This window comes from Paenibacillus sp. FSL E2-0151, assembly GCF_037993015.1.
Classification (GTDB): domain Bacteria; phylum Bacillota; class Bacilli; order Paenibacillales; family Paenibacillaceae; genus Paenibacillus; species Paenibacillus amylolyticus.
In genome coordinates this window covers 2,716,743-2,739,112 of record NZ_CP150308.1, presented here as the reverse complement: position 1 = coordinate 2,739,112, position 22,370 = coordinate 2,716,743, and the positions used below count along the sequence as shown (strand labels likewise).

General features: G+C 47.1%; 23 protein-coding genes. 4 read left to right on the top strand and 19 right to left on the bottom strand.

The features are described 5' to 3' along the window. Positions 1-181: 181 nt before the first annotated feature. From MHI55_RS12660 to MHI55_RS12630, 7 genes are all read right to left on the bottom strand, one after another. Positions 182-841 carry a hypothetical protein gene (locus MHI55_RS12660; RefSeq protein ID WP_339188136.1) on the bottom strand — a complete coding sequence of 220 codons (660 nt, stop codon included), beginning with the start codon at positions 839-841 and terminating at the stop codon, positions 182-184. Between the two features lie 295 nt (positions 842-1,136). Beyond that, complete coding sequence (locus tag MHI55_RS12655; protein ID WP_339188138.1) at positions 1,137-2,234, bottom strand: Gfo/Idh/MocA family oxidoreductase; 1,098 nt, start codon at positions 2,232-2,234, stop codon at positions 1,137-1,139. A gap of 235 nt (positions 2,235-2,469) precedes the next feature. After that, entirely contained in the window at positions 2,470-3,642 is a 1,173-nt protein-coding gene (locus MHI55_RS12650) for a Gfo/Idh/MocA family oxidoreductase (protein ID WP_340390158.1), read from the bottom strand. Then, the gene (locus tag MHI55_RS12645) at positions 3,639-4,553 is read right to left on the bottom strand and encodes a sugar phosphate isomerase/epimerase family protein (protein ID WP_340390594.1); all 915 of its coding nucleotides are present in this window, start codon (positions 4,551-4,553) and stop codon (positions 3,639-3,641) included. Before MHI55_RS12645 ends, MHI55_RS12650 begins: the two co-directional genes overlap by 4 nt. Before the next feature lie 342 nt (positions 4,554-4,895). Further along, on the bottom strand, positions 4,896-5,393 hold the full coding sequence (locus MHI55_RS12640) for a metallophosphoesterase (protein ID WP_340390156.1): 498 nt from the start codon (positions 5,391-5,393) through the stop codon (positions 4,896-4,898). Between the two features lie 59 nt (positions 5,394-5,452). After that, on the bottom strand, positions 5,453-5,887 hold the full coding sequence (locus MHI55_RS12635; RefSeq protein WP_036670452.1) for an Rrf2 family transcriptional regulator: 435 nt from the start codon (positions 5,885-5,887) through the stop codon (positions 5,453-5,455). Positions 5,888-5,929: 42 nt separating this feature from the next. Beyond that, positions 5,930-6,307, bottom strand: coding sequence for a DivIVA domain-containing protein (locus MHI55_RS12630; RefSeq protein ID WP_017689054.1), 378 nt, complete (start codon positions 6,305-6,307; stop codon positions 5,930-5,932). A gap of 198 nt (positions 6,308-6,505) precedes the next feature. On the opposite strand from MHI55_RS12630, the gene MHI55_RS12625 reads away from it, so the two are divergent. Then, entirely contained in the window at positions 6,506-7,072 is a 567-nt protein-coding gene (locus tag MHI55_RS12625; RefSeq protein ID WP_036609176.1) for a TraR/DksA C4-type zinc finger protein, read from the top strand. Between the two features lie 191 nt (positions 7,073-7,263). Here the strand turns inward: MHI55_RS12625 and MHI55_RS12620 are convergent, their stop codons facing one another. The 7 genes from MHI55_RS12620 to MHI55_RS12590 form a co-directional block, all read right to left on the bottom strand. After that, entirely contained in the window at positions 7,264-7,956 is a 693-nt protein-coding gene (locus MHI55_RS12620; protein WP_047842546.1) for a helix-turn-helix domain-containing protein, read from the bottom strand. Positions 7,957-8,089: 133 nt separating this feature from the next. Then, positions 8,090-9,379 (bottom strand): MFS transporter, encoded by a 1,290-nt coding sequence (locus tag MHI55_RS12615; protein ID WP_340390154.1) that lies wholly within the window; start codon positions 9,377-9,379, stop codon positions 8,090-8,092. Positions 9,380-9,641: 262 nt separating this feature from the next. Further along, on the bottom strand, positions 9,642-9,917 hold the full coding sequence (locus tag MHI55_RS12610) for a barstar family protein (RefSeq protein WP_340390152.1): 276 nt from the start codon (positions 9,915-9,917) through the stop codon (positions 9,642-9,644). Positions 9,918-9,931: 14 nt separating this feature from the next. Next, the gene (locus MHI55_RS12605) at positions 9,932-10,372 is read right to left on the bottom strand and encodes a ribonuclease (protein WP_076318556.1); all 441 of its coding nucleotides are present in this window, start codon (positions 10,370-10,372) and stop codon (positions 9,932-9,934) included. A 269-nt stretch (positions 10,373-10,641) separates the two neighbouring features. Further along, positions 10,642-11,649, bottom strand: coding sequence for a Gfo/Idh/MocA family oxidoreductase (locus MHI55_RS12600; protein ID WP_076318555.1), 1,008 nt, complete (start codon positions 11,647-11,649; stop codon positions 10,642-10,644). A 2-nt stretch (positions 11,650-11,651) separates the two neighbouring features. Further along, positions 11,652-12,026 carry a helix-turn-helix transcriptional regulator gene (locus MHI55_RS12595; protein ID WP_036609188.1) on the bottom strand — a complete coding sequence of 125 codons (375 nt, stop codon included), beginning with the start codon at positions 12,024-12,026 and terminating at the stop codon, positions 11,652-11,654. 511 nt (positions 12,027-12,537) lie between these two features. Beyond that, the gene (locus MHI55_RS12590) at positions 12,538-13,686 is read right to left on the bottom strand and encodes an acyltransferase (protein ID WP_076326803.1); all 1,149 of its coding nucleotides are present in this window, start codon (positions 13,684-13,686) and stop codon (positions 12,538-12,540) included. A 72-nt stretch (positions 13,687-13,758) separates the two neighbouring features. On the opposite strand from MHI55_RS12590, the gene MHI55_RS12585 reads away from it, so the two are divergent. Next, positions 13,759-14,151 carry a DUF202 domain-containing protein gene (locus MHI55_RS12585; RefSeq protein WP_235193787.1) on the top strand — a complete coding sequence of 131 codons (393 nt, stop codon included), beginning with the start codon at positions 13,759-13,761 and terminating at the stop codon, positions 14,149-14,151. Between the two features lie 177 nt (positions 14,152-14,328). On the opposite strand, the gene MHI55_RS12580 is transcribed toward MHI55_RS12585, so the two are convergent. Beyond that, positions 14,329-14,934 (bottom strand): general stress protein, encoded by a 606-nt coding sequence (locus tag MHI55_RS12580; RefSeq protein ID WP_340390150.1) that lies wholly within the window; start codon positions 14,932-14,934, stop codon positions 14,329-14,331. A gap of 394 nt (positions 14,935-15,328) precedes the next feature. On the opposite strand from MHI55_RS12580, the gene MHI55_RS12575 reads away from it, so the two are divergent. Both MHI55_RS12575 and MHI55_RS12570 read left to right on the top strand, forming a co-directional pair. Continuing rightward, on the top strand, positions 15,329-15,646 hold the full coding sequence (locus MHI55_RS12575; protein ID WP_074094933.1) for a transposase: 318 nt from the start codon (positions 15,329-15,331) through the stop codon (positions 15,644-15,646). 11 nt (positions 15,647-15,657) lie between these two features. Further along, complete coding sequence (locus MHI55_RS12570; protein ID WP_339189383.1) at positions 15,658-16,521, top strand: IS3 family transposase; 864 nt, start codon at positions 15,658-15,660, stop codon at positions 16,519-16,521. Between the two features lie 569 nt (positions 16,522-17,090). Here MHI55_RS12570 and hrpB read toward each other — a convergent pair. The 4 genes from hrpB to MHI55_RS12550 all read right to left on the bottom strand — a co-directional run bounded on the left by hrpB (position 17,091) and on the right by MHI55_RS12550 (position 22,365). Continuing rightward, positions 17,091-19,610 carry an ATP-dependent helicase HrpB gene (hrpB, locus tag MHI55_RS12565; protein ID WP_340390148.1) on the bottom strand — a complete coding sequence of 840 codons (2,520 nt, stop codon included), beginning with the start codon at positions 19,608-19,610 and terminating at the stop codon, positions 17,091-17,093. A gap of 153 nt (positions 19,611-19,763) precedes the next feature. Next, entirely contained in the window at positions 19,764-20,570 is an 807-nt protein-coding gene (locus MHI55_RS12560) for an SDR family NAD(P)-dependent oxidoreductase (RefSeq protein WP_017689067.1), read from the bottom strand. A gap of 189 nt (positions 20,571-20,759) precedes the next feature. After that, complete coding sequence (locus MHI55_RS12555; RefSeq protein ID WP_036609194.1) at positions 20,760-21,602, bottom strand: protein phosphatase 2C domain-containing protein; 843 nt, start codon at positions 21,600-21,602, stop codon at positions 20,760-20,762. 10 nt (positions 21,603-21,612) lie between these two features. Next, the gene (locus MHI55_RS12550; protein WP_017689069.1) at positions 21,613-22,365 is read right to left on the bottom strand and encodes a vWA domain-containing protein; all 753 of its coding nucleotides are present in this window, start codon (positions 22,363-22,365) and stop codon (positions 21,613-21,615) included. Between the last annotated feature and the right edge of the window lie 5 nt (positions 22,366-22,370).

Below are 22,370 nucleotides of genomic sequence, written 5' to 3'. Positions count from 1 at the left end.
TCCTTGATCCGCATATAATTATACAATTACTCCTGAGTGGTTTCGTATAACGTTGGTGCATTCCTGACGTTGATTTCCCTTAGATAGCTCTTATCTTAGGGAAATCAATGTGTCGCCTGAACCTCTTCCTCGAGACGCTCTGGTGACCAAGGGGCGAATGCCCCGCAGTAGGAATGTGATGTTAGGTGATGTTGTCAGATAGCATTGAATTAGCTCTCAAAAATTCTTTAGTTCTTTCATTATATTGCTCCCATAAATAATCTTTGTTTTCAATAATTAATTTTGGTATCTCCCATTCTTCAATCAATGACTTAATAAATTCTTGATTCGGTTTCCAATCTCTCTCAGCTTCATCTAATCCTTCTTGAGTATGTAAAGAAGCTATCCATTCTACACCTCTTATCTTACCAAGTATTTCCCAATTTCTTCTAACATTTAATTGATAGATATAAATGAGAATAGGATTCATGTTTCTTAATATATCTACTAATTTGCTAAATAGTTCTTCCATCTTTAGCCGGTTCATTCCCATGTTATATGCAAAACTTAATGTATCTTGAAATAATACACTTTCGATTATAATAACTTCCGATTTATTCTTATGGGATTCTACAAAACTATTAAACAATTCAACTACTCGATTAAAATAATACTCTGCTTCCTCTTGATCTTTTAAGGTCGTAAATTTACGCTCATATATAAATAGTGGGTGATTTTCAGTTAATTCATGATAAAATATATTGTTTATTTCTTGTTTATCCAACTCTTTAGATATCATTTCCGAAAGCGTCGACTTCCCAGATCCCGGTATTCCATCTACTATGATTAGTTTATGAGTCATTATATATTTCTCCTTCTTTCTGATAAATTCACCTAACATCAGTTCTACGAACTTCGTAAACACCTCTCTTTTTAACGAATATCCGAACTACATATAATATAACCCAAATTAATCCATATGCGAAGTCACGAACGTACTCAAAAAAAAGCAGCCCCAGTGTGAACTACTCCATTCGTTAGACATAACTAACATGTTGGATGCAGTTTAACATTTGGGCTGCTCTTTCTTCACTCAACAATAGAAGATTACTGATAACCTTCAGTGTTCAACCTTTGCTCCCCTTCACCTAAAACATTTACTTCGCTCCGCTACTCCACACCACGCGCTCGCTCATCGCTTTATGTTGTGCAATCAGACAGAGTTCTGCGGCTTTGAACGCATGCTCTTGTGTCATGGCTGTCTCGGTTCGATCCAGACAATCGCGAATCAGCTGACCGAAGAACGGGTAACCGACCTTGCCCTTCACGCTGTAGCGAAACTCGCCTTCATGGTTTACCAGATAGACCTGATCTCCTTCCGGTTCTCTCGCTACATCGATGTACTTCCGCAGTTCGATATAACCGTCCGTTCCAAGAATAACTGTACGCCCATCGCCCCATGTGCCCAGACCATCCGGTGTGAACCAATCTACTCGGAAGTAACCGGACGCTCCGTTGTCCCCGATCAGAGAAGCTTCGCCGAAGTCTTCCAGTTCCGGGAACTGTGGGTGATTGAAGTTATGCACACGACTGAACCCTACCTCAGCGTCCGTACATGATGCAAACGTCAGGAATTGTTCGATCTGGTGACTCCCGATATCACAGAGAATACCGCCATACTGCTCATGCTTGAAGAACCAGTCGGGTCTTCCTCCAGCATTCAGGCGATGCGGGCCTGTACCCATAACTTGCACTACTTTGCCGATTGCCCCTTGTTCGATGAGTTGCCCCGCATAGATCGCACTTTCTACATGCAGTCGTTCACTGTAATACACCATGTACTTCTTGCCCGTTCGCTTCACTTCTTCTCGTGCAAACTTTAATTGCTCCAGCGTGGTAAACGGGGCTTTGTCTGTAAAATAATCCTTGCCTGCGGCCAAAACTCTCATACCAAGCGGCGCACGATCTGAAGTGATCGCTGCACTTGCCACCAATAACACCTCATCATCTGCAAGCACCTCTGCTTCAGATCCAGCGACTTGAGCCTGTGGGAACTGCTTCCGAAATGCCTCTACCTTCGCCGGGTCCGGATCATACACCCACTTGAGAGTAGCTCCAGCCTCCAACAATGCCCCAACCATGCCGTAGATGTGTCCGTGATCCAGCGCAACAGCAGCAATCGTGAACTCACCCGGACCACATACGACCTCTTTTGTAACACTTTTTGGTGCATAAAACATTCCGTCTTTAGCCATGTCATCCCATCCTTATTATAAAATTATGATTACAATGAACTCGTCTATATAAGCTGAACTAGAGATTATTCACACAGACACTACGATGACAGAATAACCTTCCAATCGCTGTTATCCCCAGATTTTTTGATTCCCTTTTCCAAAGGGGAAAATCCGGGGATAAGCGTATGCTTCCGATGTAGCTTTCTTCCAGAAAGCTTTTAGGCGAACGCTTCGCTTTTTCAGGTTTTCTCCTTTATTTAAACGTCTGACTCAAATCAGCAGGTTGACTGCCACTGAATGCCTTGTCTTTCTTCGTCGTTGAGCCAGCAATGCGTTCCTGCAGATGCTCATAGAACAGATCCTCATCGATCGGCAGATCCACCCAGTTATCCGTCCAGGTGGACAGCAACATAGCGTTCGACAATGTCAATCCGTGTATACCATCTTCACCGGGAGCAATGAGTGGTACGCCTGTACGAATCGAGTCAACCCAGTTACGAATTAGGCCAGGGTGCCCCGTTTCAACACCTGTAATCGGGATTTCACACTTCCAGCATTCTGGCTGTCCAAAACCTCCGGTAAACCGCTGATTGAATTCAGGCTCTGATTCCCGAAGTCGCCAGAAGGTAAGCTTTCCATCTTCAATGACGATTTTACCTCGGTCTCCGTTGACCTCAAATCGATTGGTACCCGGTGCTTCTCCAGTAGTCGTTACGAAGACACCCGTTGCTCCATTTTCATACTCCACATAAGCTGTTACATCATCTTCCACTTCAATGTTCCGATACTTGCCAAACGAACAGAAAGCACGCATTCGCACCGGCATCATGCCGATGGTCCACTGCCACAGATCCAGTTGATGCGGGTCCTGGTTAATCAGTACACCGCCCCCTTCACCTGCCCATGTTGCCCGCCAGCCGCCGGAATCATAGTAACTTTGGGATCGATACCAGTTCGTAATAATCCAGTTGGTACGCCGTACTTCACCCAGTTCGCCCGAAGCAATCAAGTCTCTCAGCTTAATGTAGAGTGGATTGGTCCGCTGGTTGTACATCATGGAAAAGACTTTGCCACTGGCTGCAGCCGCTTCATTCATCTTGCGTACCTGTTTTGTATACACACCGGCCGGCTTCTCGATCATGACATGCAAGCCATGCTTGAAAGCCTGAATGGCCTGTTCCGGATGATCATAATGCGGCGTTGCAATAATGACTGCATCAATCGTACCCGAAGCCATCATCTGCTCTGCATCCTGCCAATAGGTGACCGTTGCCGGAAGGTGACTGGATACCCAGCTCTCCATCTCTCTTCTTACATCACATACGGCGACCAGCTCTGCACCGGGTACTTCTCCAGCCACCAACGTTCTGGCATGTGCTGCTCCCATGTTTCCTATACCAATCACCGCTACTCGTACGATACTCATGACTGCTCCTCCTCGTCCACACGACGCTCAATTTCGGCGAAAACGTCTGCAAAATGCTGTAACATCGCCTTGGATTCCAAGGCACCACTAAAGTCCTCAATTCCGTAGTATCCGTCATACCCAACGGCACGAAGATCCCGCACCATCTGTACCCAATCGACCATGCCTTCAGTCAGCGGCGTCCAGTGACATTTCCAGGCTGTATTCAGAGCCACTCCGCTACTCTTCTCAGTCACATTAGCCTTTTGTGAATCTTTCCCTTCTGGTTCAAACCATCCGGCATTTTTTACATGTACATGAGCCAGATAAGGCCCCAGCAACTCAAGTCCCATCCGATGATTCTCATATCCTTCATGCACCATATTGCCTGGATCGTACAATACACCAACATGCTGCGGGTCGAGCGATTGCACAAGCCGATAGGCCAGCGATGCCGTCGGTGCAATCGTCTGGTGATGTGTCTCTACAATCGCCTTGATGTTGTACTGTTTGGCCAGATCTTGTACTTCACTCAGGTAATCAACGGCTTTACGATACAACTCAGGATAACTGGTCTTGCGATCATATCCTGGGACACCCACACGCATCATAGATGCTCCTAAACCAGCCGCAGCCTGAAACGCTTGCTTGGTGGCAGACAGATCTCCACAGTTCAGATACGGTACAAGTGCGATGGATTTTCTACCTTGCCCTAACGCTGCTTCACGAAAAACAGGAACCTGTTCTTCCCAGCGGCTCGGATCTACGGAGCATCGATTATTTCTCCAGTAAGAAGGCTCTTCAGACATAGCATCTTCAGGAATTCCACGGAATCTCCACTCAATTCCATCAATCCCTGCTGCTGCCGCAGCCGATGCCAATTCTTCTGCATTCAGATCAGGGGTAGCCACGGTGAATACAGACAGTTTCATCATGATCCATCTCCTTATGTAAACGTATTCATTTTATGTCGTAAAGGCATTGTATCACTCCACTGAACGTCACCATAGGGGAAAACGCCAACAGATGAATGACAGATAACGAACAGAGCACATTCCCCATTCAGAGATAACTTCTCAAGAGAATGATGTGATCAGAAATCAAAAAAGACATCCCTGGAACAGATTTGAAATCTGCTCAAAGATGCCTTGTACAATAATCATATATATAAGATGAAATTTAAGGAAAAGGTTCCCTGTCCGTTATCAAGTCGCCACTTCAGTAGCTGGTTCTGGTTCTTGCACTCGTCCAACTTGCAACCAGCGCATATCTCTCTAATCCCGATCAAAGAACACATGTTCAGCCTGTATTTTCCCCTGATCTATTGTCATGATGCCAAATGAGTATTGTTTCTGAAAACGCCGATCCGTAGGCGACCCCGGATTAAATACCAGTGTGTTGTCCACGGTATGCATCACCGGGATATGTGAGTGTCCGTAGATCACAGCATCCACATGCTGGCCTGCAAAGGTATGAATTGCATTCTGTTCCGTACCCTTTGATCCCAGATGACCGTGCACTAGCCCCAGACGAAGCCCTTCCACTTCAACAATACGGGAATATCCCAGTTTTTCAGCGATTTCGGGCGGGTCCGTATTACCCGCTACACCTTCAACTGGTGCATACTCACTAAGCAATGGGTATACACTCCAATCCGACCAGTCACCGGCATGAAGAATGAGATCTGCACTCGGCAATACATCCAGGAGCCTAGCCGGTAACTTCCGTGATTTACGTGAACAATGCGTGTCAGAGATGACTACAATTTTCATATAACAACCCACCTTTCCTTTAAGCCTTTATGAACATGCACTTTAAGTCTTGTTGCAATCTATTCTGTCTGTGATGGAACAGCTTGCATCTGAGTACAGGAACGTTCCATATCTTCGAGTGTAATGGATGCAAAGAACTGCTCCACCTTCGCCTCGGCAACCTGATACAGATTGGTCAGCAAGCTGTCTATATGCAAGCCCACTTCACAATCCGGGTTACAATTGCCGTGAATCGGGAACAATGGACCTTCGTCCTTGGCAGCCTGATAGATCATGGCTAATGTGATTTCACTTGATGGCTTCGCTAAGTAAAAACCTCTTGTTCCAGGAGAGGAGTTCACCAATCCCACCTTTTTCAGCCCGCCCAGAATACGTCTGACGACGACAGGGTTGGTATTCACGCTACCTGCAATATGTGCAGATGTGATTCGTTCAGGCGCGCTGAGTGACAATAATAACAAACAATGCACACTGACCGAAAAATGAGTACTCATGATTAACCACCTTTATTTAATATAATCCAGGACATGCCGACCTTATTCAGAGAACAGATCCTTTTCGGGACGTGCTCTGATCTTGAGCTGTCGCACACTGTATTCCAGTTGTTTCACAATATCATCCAGTTGTTTGCGATCAATCTTGGTTGGATCTTCCACCGGTTTCGCGGACGACTTGAGATCGCGGATCGTTAACTGCTGTTCTTGCCATTTGTCCATCAGATCTGCAATATTGGCATAGAAACGTTCGTAATCTTTGATGACTAGGTCAAGATAAGCATCTACCTCATCCGGATCATAACCACGAAGTTTATAATTAAATTGTTTTTCATGTATCGATAACGCATCTAGCTGCACACCCAATTGTTTGAACAATTGTCTCTGTTTATCCAATCTTCGTTTCATATGTTCATCCATATTGACAACCTCCATTATAAGCCAAGCCGTGTTTCATTTCCTGTGAATAACATACGGCATTTTCTCTCTCTATTTTTTATAACACATAATCCGTCAGATATAAAACGATACAGCCCTATTCCTCACGAAAATGATTGCTTTTCATCCAATTCGGGTAAAGACACACTACACCCCACAACGGGAAAGGAGCATGTCCTTATGAGTACATTAACTAAAGATCAACATCAAATACTGAAAAACGCCCTTTTGGAGCAACGTGAAAACTTACAGCGTCATTTTGAATCCAGCATGGAAGACGGTGCTCCAGTCGAGTCGCTGAAAGATTCAACCGGTGAGCTGTCCTCCTACGATAATCATCCGGCAGATGCCGGTACGGAAACATTTGAACGCAGCCGTGATCTGGCGATCGACGATACATTAACAGACGAATTCAATCAAGTGAACGACGCATTGGAACGTATGGAGCAAGGTACATATGGAACCTGTGTAACGTGCGGAGAAGATATTCCCTTCGAACGACTTGAGGCTATCCCCTACACCGCTTACTGTATTGACGACACACCTAATCGGGAGATCAGCAACGATCGGCCTGTTGAAGAAGAAGTAATGACCATGCCTCCAAGTGGTGCTGGAGAAGGAAGACAACAGCGGGCTGGCAAGTTCGACAACGCAGATGCTTGGGAAGCTGTCGAAGAATATGGCACATCCAACTCCCCCGCAACCGCAGCCAAACGTGATGTGAAGGGTTACGATGAGAACATGTAACTTCGTTATGAACTGAAACGGGATGCGTCAAAATTAAATTGGATTCCATAGGCTGCTCCATCACTAACCTTCCTTATCCCGCATTAAAAAGCCGCCATTGGGCGGCTTTTTCTAGTTTTCTCCATAGCAGTCTCTCACGTTTGCCGTTACTTGCTTCCAGCGATAAGGCTGAACCCATATATTCCTTTCGTTTATTCTTCCGACTCACTACCAGATGATGAAGATTCCTGCCGCTTAGACACAGATCGAGACTTTTTCGTAGTTGCTTTGTCCTTATCAGACGTAGCTTTCTTTTTCTCTTTTGCATTTGTCTTAGAAGCAGGTATTTTCACTATAGGTTTAGAGAGAGCAGAGAATAACTGAAAGACCTCATGTTCCCCTTGTCGATTCTCTTTTGTAGTATAGGGTTCACAGAGTTTTATGATGTTTTTATACAACTGCTCTACTTCCTCACGGGTTGCATACAGCGTTATGTCCGAGAGGAACATCCGATCTTCGTTTTCCGCCTGATGCATGAATCGCTGACGACTCTGTTCGAACATCTCATTTAATAATTTGAGTGTCTCGGACCGAAACACCTGTTTCAATGGAGAGTTTTCCTTGTCTTCATCTTCGTGACGGAGATGGATCTCTCCGGTGAATGGTTCGTAGTATTTTGCGATAATCCCATTAATCTCACGTGTAGAAACGATGGTCAGCAGACCAATTTTCTCCAGCTTTTTTACATGATAGTGAACTTTGGCTGGCACCTCACCCATCTGGTCGGCGATTTCTTTGACAGTGGATGGTCTGCCCTGCTTGTTAAACATATTCATAATCTGAATCCGATACGGATCGGAGTAGATTTTAATTTCTTCAATTGTTGAAAGAACCTTGTGCGCCATCCCTGTATCCTCATTTCCGGGGTACCTGTTGTCCATCGATATCTCTATTATAACGTTGCGTCAGGACTTCGGTCAAAACGAGCGAGAAATGACTTGATACAGAAAATTGGCTAATGATCACTTCTGAATATCTTCACAGGGCACTTCGAAAACTTTTGCTAAATAACAGCATACCTGCTGACATGGCAAGCATAATACCAAAAACGATAAACAGAACGGGCATGGTCATCCAATCTGCAAGTGCTCCCGAAGCCAGACTCCCAAGGGGTGCAACACTCAAGACGAGCATACTCTGAAGGGCATACACTCTACCCAGCATCTCCGAAGGTGTAACTTCCATAAGATAGGTGGCTAGCGGTGTTGTAGCCAGCGGAATCCCCATACCCATCATTAGACAAAAGGCCGCTGCAACCGGCAGTTGGAAGGAAGTCATGTAAGCGGGTAGTGCCGTCATCGCATAACTGAGACCCAACATGACAATACCGCTGATGACCAGCACACTTTTACGATAATTCGCTCCCCTTTGTGTCAACCATACACCACTGAGCAACATACCTCCCACCAGCAGCCCACTAAGCAGACTTAATCCCCCAGCGCCAGCATGCAGCGTTTCAATGACATAGGGTGTACGAAGAACATTAAACGGCATCAGGCAGAAATTAACGAAGGCAAACAGGATGGAGACAATTAACAATAAGGCATGTTTACGGAGAAAATGAAAAGCTTCCGCCATTTCGGAGAATATACTACTTTTGTCGGATGAAAGAGAATTCATTTCAGTTAATATTTTATCTTCATTGTTAGCAGATGTTGAGACTTCAGGGTAGCCTACTCGGCTCATCATTAAAGCACTTAGCGCAAACAACCCCGCATCAATCAGGATCGTCCAGGCAATGCCTATTGTAGCAATAAGGGCACCAGCCACTGCAAGTCCTGCGAGTTCGGCCACTCTGGTTGCGGAAGAGGACATCGCATTACCCGAAAGCAGCATCGATTGGGGAAGCAATCGGGGGACACTGGACACTTCTGCAGGACTAGTGAAGCATTCCAGCAAAGAATTCAGAATTGTAATGACAAACAGATGCCAGACTTCAAGTTGGCCCAATCCAAACAGCAGAGCTGTAATACCCACCAACAACCCGCGACCGGTATTCGTAATCACAATCACTTTCTTGGGAGACATGCGATCAACCAAAGCCCCGGCGAACAGACCCAGAAGGATATTGGGCAAAAAATTCACCGCCAGCAACGTACCCATCAACACTTTCGAACCGGTTAGAATGTAAACCATCCAACTGTAGGCAATCGAGTCAATCGAATCACCAAATCTGGATACAACTTTACTAAGCATAAATTGCATGTACGGTCTGATTCGTATTAACTCACCCATACCTTGCTTGCCAACTGCTGTGTTATCACTCATCCCTTTTCACTCCTCAACGTTAAAATATTTTTCATGTTAATTTTATTTTAACGTAAGTTATGCAGAAATCAATACCTCCGTGAAAATAATTTTAACGACAAGTAAGTAAAGTAAAAAATCCGCTATTCTTTCAGAGAATTCGTAATCAACACAGGGACTTTTGGGACAACCTTTTTGAACAACCTCCTATAACACAAAAAAACAGACCACAAGTGGTCTGCTCGGCTGGACGTATTGTATTTGAACTGTCTTTATTTGCTGTCTACTTCTCAACACGCAATTGAAACCCAACCTGTTCAGCCTGTACCTCCAACATCAAATCACGTACCCGGCCTGCTTCATTCCCCAGTCGTTCTTCGCTGATTCGGTAGTTGGTCCATCTTAACTCTAGTGGAAGTTCAATCGTACCCGTCAGGCAATCCCACAATGCATCGAGATTACCGCCATAAAAATCCGGCAGTTTCAGCTTAACCTTTAATTGTTGATGAAGTTCAGCGCTACTCGCAAAGTCTTCTCCATCCAGAATCACGGTATTCATGGCTGCTCCTTCCTCTATTTCAAACGTGTAAATGATGCATAGTGATCTGTCGTTTTGTAGATGAGTCCATCATTGGAGTACACAATCCGATCCGAATTACGGAAGCCGGAAGTATAGTTAATATCCGCTTCGCGCCATGTACGTCCGCTGGCCGAAGGCAGAAGCCCCTCCCGATTGCCAAATGTATCCCCACCGATGCTTTTGCCAGGAGCAACTACAGCCAAGTTTCCTTTTGACGCTACCCAGCCAAGTCCTGTTGCCTGTGATTTGGTAATAAAGTTACATGGCAACGTTCCGTTTGCACTCAAATAATTTGCTACACCCGTAAACGTATTGATGATGGTACATGTTGCAGCAGATGCCTTCTGCTGTCCGACTGGAGTGAACTGTGAACCTGTGAGGAAAACAAACGTTAACAACAATGCCAGTAATGCGGTGGATATCAACTTTTTCATCAATCCGGCCTCCCGATCCCTCAAAGTAGATGAACGTTGTCACGATATGCGTTCTGCAAGCTGTAACAGTCTAGTTGTATGTTCTGCTAGATTATAGTAAACAAGTCATCTCATGACTATTTATATCACATCATTTTGGTAGAAATATCAAATGAAGACGTTTAAATTGTAAAATATTATAATTGTAACATTTTAAGACAGAAAAAAAGACTCTCATCCCTGAAGATGGAGTCTACTTTTCTAGTATGTTTAAACTGATTTGACCTAATCTAATCGATCAATTGCACACGTTGACGAGTTCGAGCCGATTCCAGGCATGCATCAATAACGCGCATGTTTTGAATGGTATTTTCCGGACTGAAAGGTAAGGCCTCTCCTTCAAGCACAGCCGTTGCAAACGTCTCCACCTGAAGCACATAGGAATTCGACACGGATACACGTTCCTCACGGCTGACCGAATCGGTGTGCACAATAATCTGAGGTGGAATATCGCTGTTCTCCCAGCCAAATACTTTTGGCAGTTCAATCCGCCCTTCCGTCCCGAGAATCTCCATCTCCGCTCGACCTGAAGCCCACATGCCACAGTCAAAAGTTAAAGCTACCGAATTCGGAAACTCTACCAGTCCCGACGCCATCATATCCACGCCATCATGCTCGTCCGAGAATAGAGCGTGAACTGTCACCGCTTCCGGTTCCTGTCCCAGATACATCCGGGCCGCCGAGATCGGATACACGCCAAGATCGAATAATGATCCGCCGCCCATCTCTCTTTTGAACCTTACATTCTCCTTGTCATCAGCGGTATTACAGGTAAAATTACCATGGATGGCTCTGACGATGCCAATCTCTCCACTAGCTATAATCTCTTGCACACGTCTGTGCTTGGGATGATATCGATACATAATCGCTTCTGCAAAAAGAACACCATGCTGATGACATACCTCGATCATTTCTGCCGATTCATCTGCATTCAAGGCAGCCGGTTTCTCACACAACACGTGTTTGCCAGCCTGTGCCGCTTTGATGGTCCATTCTTTGTGCATATGGTTAGGCAAAGGAATATAGACGGCTTCAATGTCCGGATCAGCGATGAGCTCTTCATAACTGCCATACGATCTGGCAATGCCGAGTTCTTCGGCAAGGGTTTCTGCCTTTTCTTTGCTGCGGCTGGCAATTGCCAACACCTCACCACGTTCAGACTGCTGGATCGCCGGAATGACTGCATTTTTGGCAATGGTTGACGTACCGAGTACACCCCACTGTAACTGTCTGTTCATGCTCATCTTCCTTTCGTACCGTAATTGTCCTCTTCTGCCTTGTGTAACATGCCGAGACAACGATCCAGGTCCGTTTTGACCTGTTTCTTGTATAACTCAGCTTTTTCCGCACCATCATCCGTGAAATGATATAAAACGATTTCCTGAAAATCGACCTTTGGATCGTTACCCTTCAGCTTCTTTGTGCGATAAAATACACCCTGTTGTACCAATTCATGTAATGCCCGATATACCTCGCTCTGGGGTGGTACATAACCGTAGTCTTTGAATTCCTGCTTCATCGCCTCCAGCATCTCGTAACCATACCCCCTGTGCTGTTCAACCATCGTAATCAGATACAGCTTGATAAATGCCCGCTGTGCAATCATAAAAGCCACGTTCATTCCCCTCCTGTCAGAACCTATATATCTAGTATTATAAAACTTATGTTCGGGTTCTGCCATCTTTCTCCGCTTTGCCTCCCTTTTATCTATATTCAAGGAGGGCGAGCAAGAAATCGTGTGAATACGCGTTGACCCGGGGGAAGCACGGAAAAAGGTTTGCTTTTGTGAATTTTTCATGTAATGAAATTTTAATTTATATTCAAAAGAATCAATTTCATAATACTTTTAGCTGCTTCAATCAAGGCTGGATATCGATCGAAACGGTTCAATTTGTCTATATCCAGTTACAGAAATCCATTTTTAGTGAGTTATGAAATTTAAATTGATTCGAAAGTTTGTTTATTTCAGGGCTCAGGGTGTCGTGAGATCGAATGTTAATGACAAGAAAGTCTGTGCAAAAGCTGTAATACCTGTGCTCCTGTATCTTGTGTCCGTATACTCTCGTACTCCCGTACATTCCTGCACAGCTGTGATTCTGTTGTGAATTTTTCATATGTTGATGGTTTCATTTATTGCGGACAGATTTCGGTACGGCTCCCACAATCCATTTGCCCCAGCTTACACGCGAGATAAGCCATGTCACTACACAGGATAATGTAAGAGCCAACAACCAGGTGATGATCATTCGGACGACAGGGTTCCAGCCCATAGCAACATAAAACAACTCATCCGGAATGTAGCTATACCGCAGCATCAACATATGCATCAGATAACCGCCATACGATACACCACCAATCCATCCCAGCAATCGTGTAGCCCTGAGGTTATGAAGTTTTCCGGCCAGCTGGTACATGACCATAATGGAAGCGATCAGAAAGATTGCCATATCAGGGCGGATCAAGCTGACCGTGTAGAACGTAATTTTGATTCCCTCCGGCTTCTGAAACTCTAGCATTAATAAATAAGTAAACCGCAGACCCAGAACAATAAACACTGTCCAGTATATCCAGCGCAATCGATGAGTCCATTCATTCCAGTGCTGGACAGATAACCCTGCTGCTGCACCAAGTACAAAATAAATAAAGAAATAGAGGAAATTACGGTCTGCATACGTTGTAAAAGCATCTGTCAGCACCGGGATATTCACCTGTTCCATGAACTTGGCGATGTTTCTTAATTGATCCGCAAGTACAAGATACACCACACCAGAAATCAATAATGCGATCAAGCGCCCCTTGGCCTCATATCGGTTATATACATAACGAATGGCATGCAAAAAGAGTGGAAATAACAGATAAAACTGGATCAACATAATGATGTACCAAAAGTGTGAAGTCGTTTTGCCCGTAAGCAACTTCAGGCCTAGGTCTGGGATGTCATTCCATCCAAATCCGGTCCAGCCCCTCGGTGCCAGTGTAAAATAAATGAGTGACCAGATCAGGTAAGGCACGATCACGTCGTTTACTCTTTTTCTCATAAACTTGCCGTAATGCAGCTTGTCTCCCGTGTTATAGAACAGCACCATACCTGTTATGAATATGAATAAAGGAACTGCAAATTTGGAGAGCATCAGCAGTATGGCCAGTAACACACCATCCTCCAGTCTCGTTTCCGGGACCAGAGAGTAATGTGCGATGGAATGCTGGAGAACCACCGCTCCAAAGGCAATTCCCCTTAAACTCTCTATTTCTGTAATTCGTTCTTTGCGAGGCATACATTCAGCCATCCTTTCTTGGTTTTGCGATAAAAACAAAGTACAATGAAGCCGTATATTTATTGAACGGAGTTGATTCACATTTCTTTAACAGAAAAAGACGTAACCACTACCGATTCCAAGTATGTCCAGCAACATCTGGCTAACGAGCGAACTTTTCTGGCCTGGGTGCGCACCGGTATTGCCATGGCGGGCATCGGCTTTCTTGCTGCCGGATTTGGTTTCAATTCGTCGGCGTATGATCGGCTTGCACATATTTCGGCGATTATTACGGGTATCACTTCTCTGATTGGCGGCATATCCATCATTGTGTATTCGGCAGCAGCCTATCATCGGAAGCGTACCCAAATCAATGAACAGACGTTTCAGGCATCGACCGGATTAATCCGGTTTCTTACCATGATGCTACTGGTGATTGGACTCGCTTTGGCTGTACTGTTATATGTATTGTTATTCCCTGCTTGACTGGGTAAAAACACCATCCGACATTATTGACACCCACCCATATGCAACACAGGGACAAAAGCCGGCTTCCCTTAAGGAAACCGGCTAATGACCATCTGGTGGATCATATATGTCATTCCATTTTACAGATAATAAGTCATTGGGTTTTATTTCATATCGATTAAATTCGCGGCAAGATTACAGGAATGTATTGTTACCGAATCGCGCTGCCTTGTTTTGGGCATCCAATCTGCGTTCTTCCATATCCAGATCCGGACGTTCGGCTGGCACATCTCCGCGATGAGCTGCTTCGGCTCTGTCTCGGTTAAGCTGGCTGTTGCCACTGAACACATCGTACACATCGGAGTCCCGATCCGTAGAATCTACGAGCAGCAGGATTTTACCATTCTGTACATACTCCTCATACTGTTTAGCGTCCTCTTCCGGAATACCAAGACCCACAAGTCCACCCACCAATCCGCCAGCTCCTGCACCCACAGCTGCACCGGTAAATGCTGCCGCGATAGGGCCTGCGGCCAGAATCGGTCCTATGCCGGGTATGGCTAGTGCACCGATACCTGCGAGCAGACCGGCTACACCACCAAGTACACCACCTGTTGCTGCACCCGCAGCCACGCCTTCAGGGGCTTTGGTACCTGTCTCTTCCCGAATTGCCTTCAGTTCATCCCGATCTTGTGTAACAACGGAGATTTCGTCTGAAGTGAATCCTTGTGCTTTCAAACCCTCGATAGCCTGCGATGCTTCACGTTCTGTATTAAACACACCTACGATTTTCTTCTGCATAGTGAATCCCTCCTCATATTATTGAGTGGTTCGCTATGTTATTACCCGCCTAAGTTTCTTTTAAACGTTTGCAAGTCAATATACTATGTGTTGATAGTAAAAAATTGCTGAAGTTCATTCCTTATTAATCCTCATCAGGGTGTGCCTTCAAACTCAGGTATGTGATACGTTATCAGGCATGTTCTACGTTGAAGCACGTCGGCGTCCAGAACATCTTGAAGTCTAGACTGGCTGATCTTGGCGGATTGTCCCAGACGATTTTCTAAGGAACCGAGGACGTCTTATTTAGCCTTCGGGTCCTCATTTTATTTTGTAAGGAACATGATGGAGCTAGAATAAAAAGTGGACACCCGTTAACGGACGGAAGGATAATAAGACTAACGGAGGTGTCCACATGGGAGAACAGCGGCAACGATATAACGAAGAATTCAAAAAACAAACGGTCAAATTCATTCAAGAGCAGACGAAGACACTTGGAGATTTGGCAGAAGAACTCAACATTCCAAAAAGTACGTTGCACCAATGGATGAGTAAGTACCGCGAACTAAAACATGAGCCTGTTGCCAGCGTAGATCGAGTGAAGGAACTGGAAGCAGAGCTTCAAGAGATGCGCCGGTTGCTTCAAGAGAAAGATCACACGCTTGCGGATACACAAGAAGAACTGGCGATTGTAAAAAAAGCAGTGCACATCTTCAGCAAACCAAAGAGCTAAGATTTCAGTTTGTGGAAGATCATCGCTCCGAGTTTTCTTTGGAGAAGATGTGCAGAACCTTTCAAGTATCACGGAGCGGATATTACAAATGGCGAATGGACCGAACCAGCATGCGGCAGAACCGTAAAGACGAGGTCATGAAGCGTATTCGCTATCATTTTTACGACCACCAGATGCGGTGTGGAAGCCCTAAAATTACGTATCTGCTCCATTTAGAAGGGCTGCGAATCTCTTCACGTACCGTCAGTATATACATGCGTCAAATGAATCTACGTTCTGTGGTCATGCCCAAATATCGCGTTCAGACGACGGATTCCAAACACGACCATCCCCTTGCGCCAAATACGCTGAATCAGCAATTTAAAACGTCCAAACCGAATAAGGTATGGGTTACCGACATCACCTACATTCCTTGCCGAGGAGGTCGTCTATATCTCGCCAGCGTTCTGGATTTGTGCACACGTGAAATTGTAGGCTGGCGTCTATATAACCATATGGAAACCAGTTTGGTGATGGGTGCACTGGAGGAAGCTTATAAGGCCAAACGCCCCGCTCGGGGATTACTCCATCACTCAGATCGCGGCTCTCAATACACGTCAAAAGAATACGTGGAGCAACTAAAATCATACGGAATGGAATCAAGCATGAGCCGCCGAGGAAACTGTTATGATAACGCCTGTATTGAGTCATGGCACAGTATTTTAAAGAAGGAACTCATTTACTGCAACCCTCGTTTTAAGACGCCGGAAGAGGCTTATACTGCCATCTACCAGTACATTGAGTTCTATTACAACCGCAAGCGAATGCATGGCGCACTAGGGTATCTTTCCCCTGCTCGTTTTGCGATGAATTTTACGGACAAATCCGCAGCGTAGTGTCTACTTTTTTGACATAGGTCCATGAGACACGTTATTTACCAAAATTACCTGACAAACCCGTTGTAAATGGCTGGTTATTCAAATATAGCGTGTTTCAGATTCCTTAGATTACTGCGGGTACTTCAAATCGCTGAATAAGTCGTCACAGGTTCGTTAGCGCTCCGCTCCATGTTTCTGCTCCATCATCAGCTCCAGGCACGTTCAGTTACGCTTTGGCTTCGGCAGGTTTGAAGATACGCTCTAGGATGTGTCTTCAACCTCAAAAGAAGCAGATTTTGCCAAATTATCGTTCCATGCCGGAAGTTTTCAGCAGGCGTGCCGGGGCACGTCAAGGGAAAGTGACGCAGCATGGGACGAAAAGGCAAAGTGACGTAACATGGGGCGAAAAGATAGTAAAAGATGCACGTTAGCTAGTTTTGAGACACGTTCTGGTTAAAGGGTGATTCTTTAAGACAGAGAATGATTCGATCAGCTACAAAACTGACTGTTGTTCAGCAAAGTCTAACCCTGATAACGCGCCCTTTGGGAACCAAATCGTTGATGTCTTTAAAAATGAAGTAATTCATCTATTTGCCCCGTGGTTTGGCCCGATTTGTGGCGACCGCTTCAAGTGGATTATCCGGCCAGTAATGCTTCGGATAACGACCTTTCAGATCTTTTTTGACGTCAAAGTACGTCTCTCGCCAGAAATTCGCCAAGTCTCGTGTGACCTGTACAGGTCGCTGAGCCGGTGATAATAGGTGGATGGTCAACGGGACTCGCCCACCCGCTATACGCGGTGTCTCCTGTTGTCCAAACATCTCCTGTAATCTTACTGCCAGCGCCGGGTCCTCTGGACGACTGTAGTCCACAGGAATACGTGAGCCACTGGGCACCTGTATATGCGTCGGAGCTTCATCGTCCAGTTGTTGTCGTTGCGTCCAGCTCAGGCCACCAAGTAATACATCTTGCATCGACAATCTCTTGAGGTCGGCTGCCGATCGCATGCCTGTCAGATAAGGGGTAAGATGTTCTGCCAGCTCTTCGGTCAGATCATCTTCAATCAGGTCAGGCCACTCAGGTAGATGGAGATGCAGGAACCGTAGCCTGTCCGCAAGTTGTCTGGATGTTTTTGTCCAAGGCAGACAATCCAGCCCTTCCATTCGTATTCCGGTTAACAGTGCTTCCAGCACCTGATCTTCAGGTGGCTGTGCAATACTGCTCTCTTTAATCACAAGGGCTCCAATCCGAAGTCTCTTATGTGCCCGCACGCTGCGGGTATTGGAATCCCAAGCCACTTGCACTTCATTGTGCAACAAGTGCTGTCCTGCCTGCAACAAGGTCTGCTCCTGCAACGGCGCAGCCAGCAGGATGCGCGCATCTGCTCCCTGGTCGTCTGCCTCGGCTGCAACCAGATACGCTGCACGGCTCAGCGATTCTGTCGCTGCGAGCCGTACGCCGCGGCCGCTGCTCAGCAGATAGCGGCCGTCCTCCCGGCGTTGCCCGATCCGGTCCGGATAGGCGAAGGACAGCAGCAATCCGCAGCTGTCCTCATCCGGCCGCACCGGATCGGCCGCCGGGCCGAGCGCCGAGCGCAGCTGGCGGCTCTCCTGGAGCATGCGCCGCACGGCCGCGCCGTCTGCGACAGCCGCTGCCGCTTGCGGCATGCCGCTGCTGTCCGCGGTCAGCAGCGCTTCTACGCGCGGGCGGAGGTCCGTGCCCGCGCCTGCACTGCCACTGCTGCGGAGGCCGGCAGGCTCCTGCAGCAGTGCCGCCAGCATGCTGGCGTAGCTGGCCAGCCCAAGCTCCGCTGCGCGGAGCAACATGCTGGCCAGTCTCGGATGCACGCCAAGCGTGTTCATCCGCCGCCCGAAGGGCGTGATGCGGCCTGCGTCGTCCAGGCCGCCCAGCTGGCGCAGCAGCGCCTGTGCCTGGCCGTAGGCGGCGTCAGGCGGGGTGTCCAGCCATTGCAGCTCTGCTGGGGACTGGACACCCCAGACGGCAAGCTCCAGCGCCAGCGGCGCAAGATCCGCGGAGGTGATCTCCGGGCGAGCTGCCTCAGGCAGTCCCCCATGAACCTCTTCGCTCCATAGCCGGTAACACACCCCCGGGGCAATTCGCCCTGCACGACCCTGCCGTTGATCGGCTGACGCCTTGGACACCGGCAGAGTGACAAGCCGGCTCATGCCCGTGCGCGGCGAAAATGCCGATGCACGACTCAGCCCTGCATCCACCACAATCTTAACCCCAGCGAGTGTAAGACTGGATTCCGCAATGGAAGTGGACAGCACAACTTTGCGCGACCCCTCAGCCGCCGGCCGTATGGCCTCATCCTGTTGTTCCACCGGCATACTGCCATACAGGGAATGAACTTTCACATGTCCAGGAAGAGAACCGTTTAATAACTCCCGCTCTGTACGGTGTATCTCTCTTGCACCAGGAAGGAAAACAAGCACGTCCCCCTCCTGTTCGGCTAATGCCCTCGTCACCGTCTGAGCGGTGAATTGTTCCAGTGGCATAGCTGCCGGTCTCGGTACATATCGAGTTTCCACCGGAAACGTGCGCCCGGGACAGTGAATTGATTTTGTACCTTCGCCAAGCAATGCACAGACGGGAACAGGATCAAGGGTCGCCGACATCACCAGCAATTTCAGATCTGGACGTAACATCGCTCGCGATTCCAATGCCAGAGCCAAACCCAAGTCTCCGTGTAAGTGACGCTCATGGAATTCATCAAATATAATCATCGCCGTATCCTCAAGACCCTGGTCCTGCTGCAACATCCGGGTCAATACCCCTTCCGTCACAACTTCAATACGCGTCGCCTGACTCACCCGAGTATCCATGCGTACACGATATCCTACAGTCTGACCCGCCTTTTCCCCTAGCGTAGCCGCCAGTCTCGATGCAGCTGAACGCGCAGCCAGCCTTCGGGGTTCCAGCATAATGATTTTCCGTCCCGCAACCCACGGCTCCTCCAGCAAAGCCAGCGGTACAACAGTCGTTTTTCCCGCTCCTGGCTCTGCAATTAACACACCTGTATCTTGATCCAGAAATAACTGTCTTAACTCAGGAATAACCTCTTGTATCGGTAACTCTATATGCATATAATCGCTCCTAATGAATGTACCCTACTGCTCTTCAGTATCTCTATTCGAATGTTAGCATTATAACAAAAAAAGCCGTTCCAGAGGAACGACTATCGCAGACACACCTTAAGACACGCCTTAGCAGTAATAAAATTTATCCAGAATACTCACTTAGCTGAGCAATGATTCGGCACCATCAATGACGATCTCTGCTCCGGTAATATGTCTGGATTCGGACGATGCGAGGAAACTTACCAGATCGGCAACATGTTCCGGCTGACCCGGCCCGTCCGCCAGCGGCTGCTGTCCTTCCGGGAACTCCATCGGAATAATGATCTGCTGCAGATCATCCGTTTTGACCGTACTTTGATCGATATTTGTCGCAATCGCTCCTGGGCAGATCACGTTTACACGTATCTTGAACTTTGCCAGCTCAAGCGCGGCCATCTTGGCAAAAGCAACCTGCCCTGCCTTGGACGTGCTGTACGCCGACATGCCAAAGCTTGAGAAGCGTTGATTGCCGTTGATGGAACTCGTAATGATAATACTGCCGCCACCCCGTTTTTTCACGTGAGGCAATGCATACTTTATCGTGAAAAATGTACCATTCAGGTTGGTTGTAATAATCTGTTGCCAATCTTCAACCTGAATTTCCTCAATCGGTGCCGATACACCGTTAATGCCCGCATTGGCAAAAACAATATCCAAACCGCCGAATAACTCAACGGTTTCCAGTACAGCCTTTTCCACACGTGCCGGGTCGGAAATGTCTACATCAAATGCTCTTGCCGCACCGGGGTGCAGCGCATTAATCTCTGCTTCCGTTTCCGAGATCCGATCATTCACCAGATCAAACAATGCAACATGCGCGCCCTCTTTAGCCAGCTTGACCGCAGTGGCTTTCCCAATCCCGGATCCTGCTCCGGTAATAATCGCAACCTTGCCTTGGAACCGTGACTTGCCGTTATGTTGTGTCATTATCCATCCCACTCCTTCATTTTAGCAATTATGTAAGAATGTACGTTCATACTCATCGTGAAAGCCAATTCTTCACAAGATTACCCAAAAAGAGTGTCTTTTAAATCAACACCAACAAGTTTTTTCACAGTTGATCTTCGCCGCTGTCACAGCTTCATCAGGATCGATCCACAACTTGATATCCCGCACTCACCATTCCAGCTCAATGAAAGCGGCATCATCTTCAAGACCGCCGGTATGTGTCGCATCCAGCAATACCTGAATGTGTTCATCCGGGACATAGGCTTGAATGGCATCCAGGTCGTTCAGTCCATCCGTATATAACTGAAGACGCAGTGAATCTCCTGCGGACCCTTTCATCTCGCAGATGTGCGGCTTACCACCAACAGGTCCTTCAAGGGTAGACCAACGCTCATTTGTCTTGCAGTGAGTCTGAAATAATTCAGACTGTTCCTGACCATTACGCCACAGGCGAATACGGGAATCTCCTTGCCACGCAAGCCACACCCGACTTTTGCGGCCGCCTCCCGTGAGCTCAATCCGCCCACAGACATACATGGCCTGACTGCCCCGACTTCGCTTTTCCATCAACACTTCACGCAGCAACAAAGGGGAACTTTCCAGTGGCTGTAATTTCTCCAATTGCTCCGATGCGGGAAGGGTAAGATCATGGAGAAGACGCTCAACACCCTCTACCGTTGTGTGTTGCGTCGTTTCCAACCAATCCAGCAAAGCATTCCCTAGAAAACGCGCTGCAAAATCGCCCAGGTAACTCATGCCTACGCCATCACACAAAACAAAATTGCAGATATTCCCTTTCATACGTACCGCAGCAAAGTCCTGTCCGGTATCTCCCTGATGGACCGTCTCAGCCGCTCTGCCATAACCATATCTGCACTTGAATGTACCCTGATAGCGAGTTAGCGGCTGTTCCCCGGTCTGTACACTCACATAGCGAAAGTTGCCATGCCGTTGCTCGGCATGGCCCCCCTTATCTCCAGCAGACAATGTTGCCAAACGCATCGCTCTCATGATTCCCCTCCTATCTCACAGGCGTAGCAGCGGACATCTGGAACCCGATTGATACCAATTCTGCACATGTACCTGGCAGCATCATGAGTGCACCGGGTGCAAGCAAATAATCAGCTTCAACAAGCATTTCCCGATAACTTTCGGGCAGGACGGATGACATATTCCGCAGCTTCTCTCCATGCTCATCCTGTAGATTCGTTTCCGAAGAGATTCCCTTCCATCTTCTAGGTTCAGCAATTGGTCCTTCCAGCAGATGATCCGATATAAAAATATTTTCCACCAGTACATTGCCGTCCGGCACACTCATGCCCATGATTCTTTTGGCAATCGGCTCGGGATCTTCACCTGTAGCCACCCCATCGGTCATGTGGCATACAAGTGGCGCAGGACAATCCTGCATATTCGGAATTTCGGCCTGTAGAATCTTTTCCGCCTGCAGGAAAGCCTTCGCAGAATCTGAAAACCGTCTCGGTGTCAGGTCAGGCAAAGAACCAACGGCAGCGATCTCGTCAATCCCTTTGATTCCGTTCAACAAGTCATATACATCATCGCTGTAAGCCAATATGGCTATACGATAGCGAGGTGTCAGACGATTTCCCTTGGTAGAGCGAAATACCATTTGGCGGATCGCGAGAGATAAGGCATCATAGACGACGTCAATCCGTCGACGATTTTCCAGAACCATGTTCATGGAGGCGCTAATATCAATTAAATATATAATAAGTGCAGGTGTACGCTGTGATGCTTGAATCGTGTAGTTCATCTAGG

What these genes read in the sequence shown, in the direction of transcription:
- hrpB (WP_340390148.1), bottom strand. Translation starts at nt 19,610, where the DNA reads ATGCATATAGAGTTACCGATACAAGAGGTTATTCCTGAGTTAAGACAG.
- MHI55_RS12580 (WP_340390150.1), bottom strand. Translation starts at nt 14,934, where the DNA reads ATGCAGAAGAAAATCGTAGGTGTGTTTAATACAGAACGTGAAGCATCG.
- MHI55_RS12625 (WP_036609176.1), top strand. Translation starts at nt 6,506, where the DNA reads ATGAGTACATTAACTAAAGATCAACATCAAATACTGAAAAACGCCCTT.
- MHI55_RS12660 (WP_339188136.1), bottom strand. Translation starts at nt 841, where the DNA reads ATGACTCATAAACTAATCATAGTAGATGGAATACCGGGATCTGGGAAG.
- MHI55_RS12655 (WP_339188138.1), bottom strand. Translation starts at nt 2,234, where the DNA reads ATGGCTAAAGACGGAATGTTTTATGCACCAAAAAGTGTTACAAAAGAG.
- MHI55_RS12575 (WP_074094933.1), top strand. Translation starts at nt 15,329, where the DNA reads ATGGGAGAACAGCGGCAACGATATAACGAAGAATTCAAAAAACAAACG.
- MHI55_RS12610 (WP_340390152.1), bottom strand. Translation starts at nt 9,917, where the DNA reads ATGAATACCGTGATTCTGGATGGAGAAGACTTTGCGAGTAGCGCTGAA.
- MHI55_RS12630 (WP_017689054.1), bottom strand. Translation starts at nt 6,307, where the DNA reads ATGGATGAACATATGAAACGAAGATTGGATAAACAGAGACAATTGTTC.
- MHI55_RS12635 (WP_036670452.1), bottom strand. Translation starts at nt 5,887, where the DNA reads ATGAGTACTCATTTTTCGGTCAGTGTGCATTGTTTGTTATTATTGTCA.
- MHI55_RS12555 (WP_036609194.1), bottom strand. Translation starts at nt 21,602, where the DNA reads ATGAGAGCGATGCGTTTGGCAACATTGTCTGCTGGAGATAAGGGGGGC.
- MHI55_RS12605 (WP_076318556.1), bottom strand. Translation starts at nt 10,372, where the DNA reads ATGAAAAAGTTGATATCCACCGCATTACTGGCATTGTTGTTAACGTTT.
- MHI55_RS12640 (WP_340390156.1), bottom strand. Translation starts at nt 5,393, where the DNA reads ATGAAAATTGTAGTCATCTCTGACACGCATTGTTCACGTAAATCACGG.
- MHI55_RS12650 (WP_340390158.1), bottom strand. Translation starts at nt 3,642, where the DNA reads ATGAGTATCGTACGAGTAGCGGTGATTGGTATAGGAAACATGGGAGCA.
- MHI55_RS12590 (WP_076326803.1), bottom strand. Translation starts at nt 13,686, where the DNA reads ATGCCTCGCAAAGAACGAATTACAGAAATAGAGAGTTTAAGGGGAATT.
- MHI55_RS12600 (WP_076318555.1), bottom strand. Translation starts at nt 11,649, where the DNA reads ATGAACAGACAGTTACAGTGGGGTGTACTCGGTACGTCAACCATTGCC.
- MHI55_RS12615 (WP_340390154.1), bottom strand. Translation starts at nt 9,379, where the DNA reads ATGAGTGATAACACAGCAGTTGGCAAGCAAGGTATGGGTGAGTTAATA.
- MHI55_RS12645 (WP_340390594.1), bottom strand. Translation starts at nt 4,553, where the DNA reads ATGAAACTGTCTGTATTCACCGTGGCTACCCCTGATCTGAATGCAGAA.
- MHI55_RS12560 (WP_017689067.1), bottom strand. Translation starts at nt 20,570, where the DNA reads ATGACACAACATAACGGCAAGTCACGGTTCCAAGGCAAGGTTGCGATT.
- MHI55_RS12550 (WP_017689069.1), bottom strand. Translation starts at nt 22,365, where the DNA reads ATGAACTACACGATTCAAGCATCACAGCGTACACCTGCACTTATTATA.
- MHI55_RS12620 (WP_047842546.1), bottom strand. Translation starts at nt 7,956, where the DNA reads ATGGCGCACAAGGTTCTTTCAACAATTGAAGAAATTAAAATCTACTCC.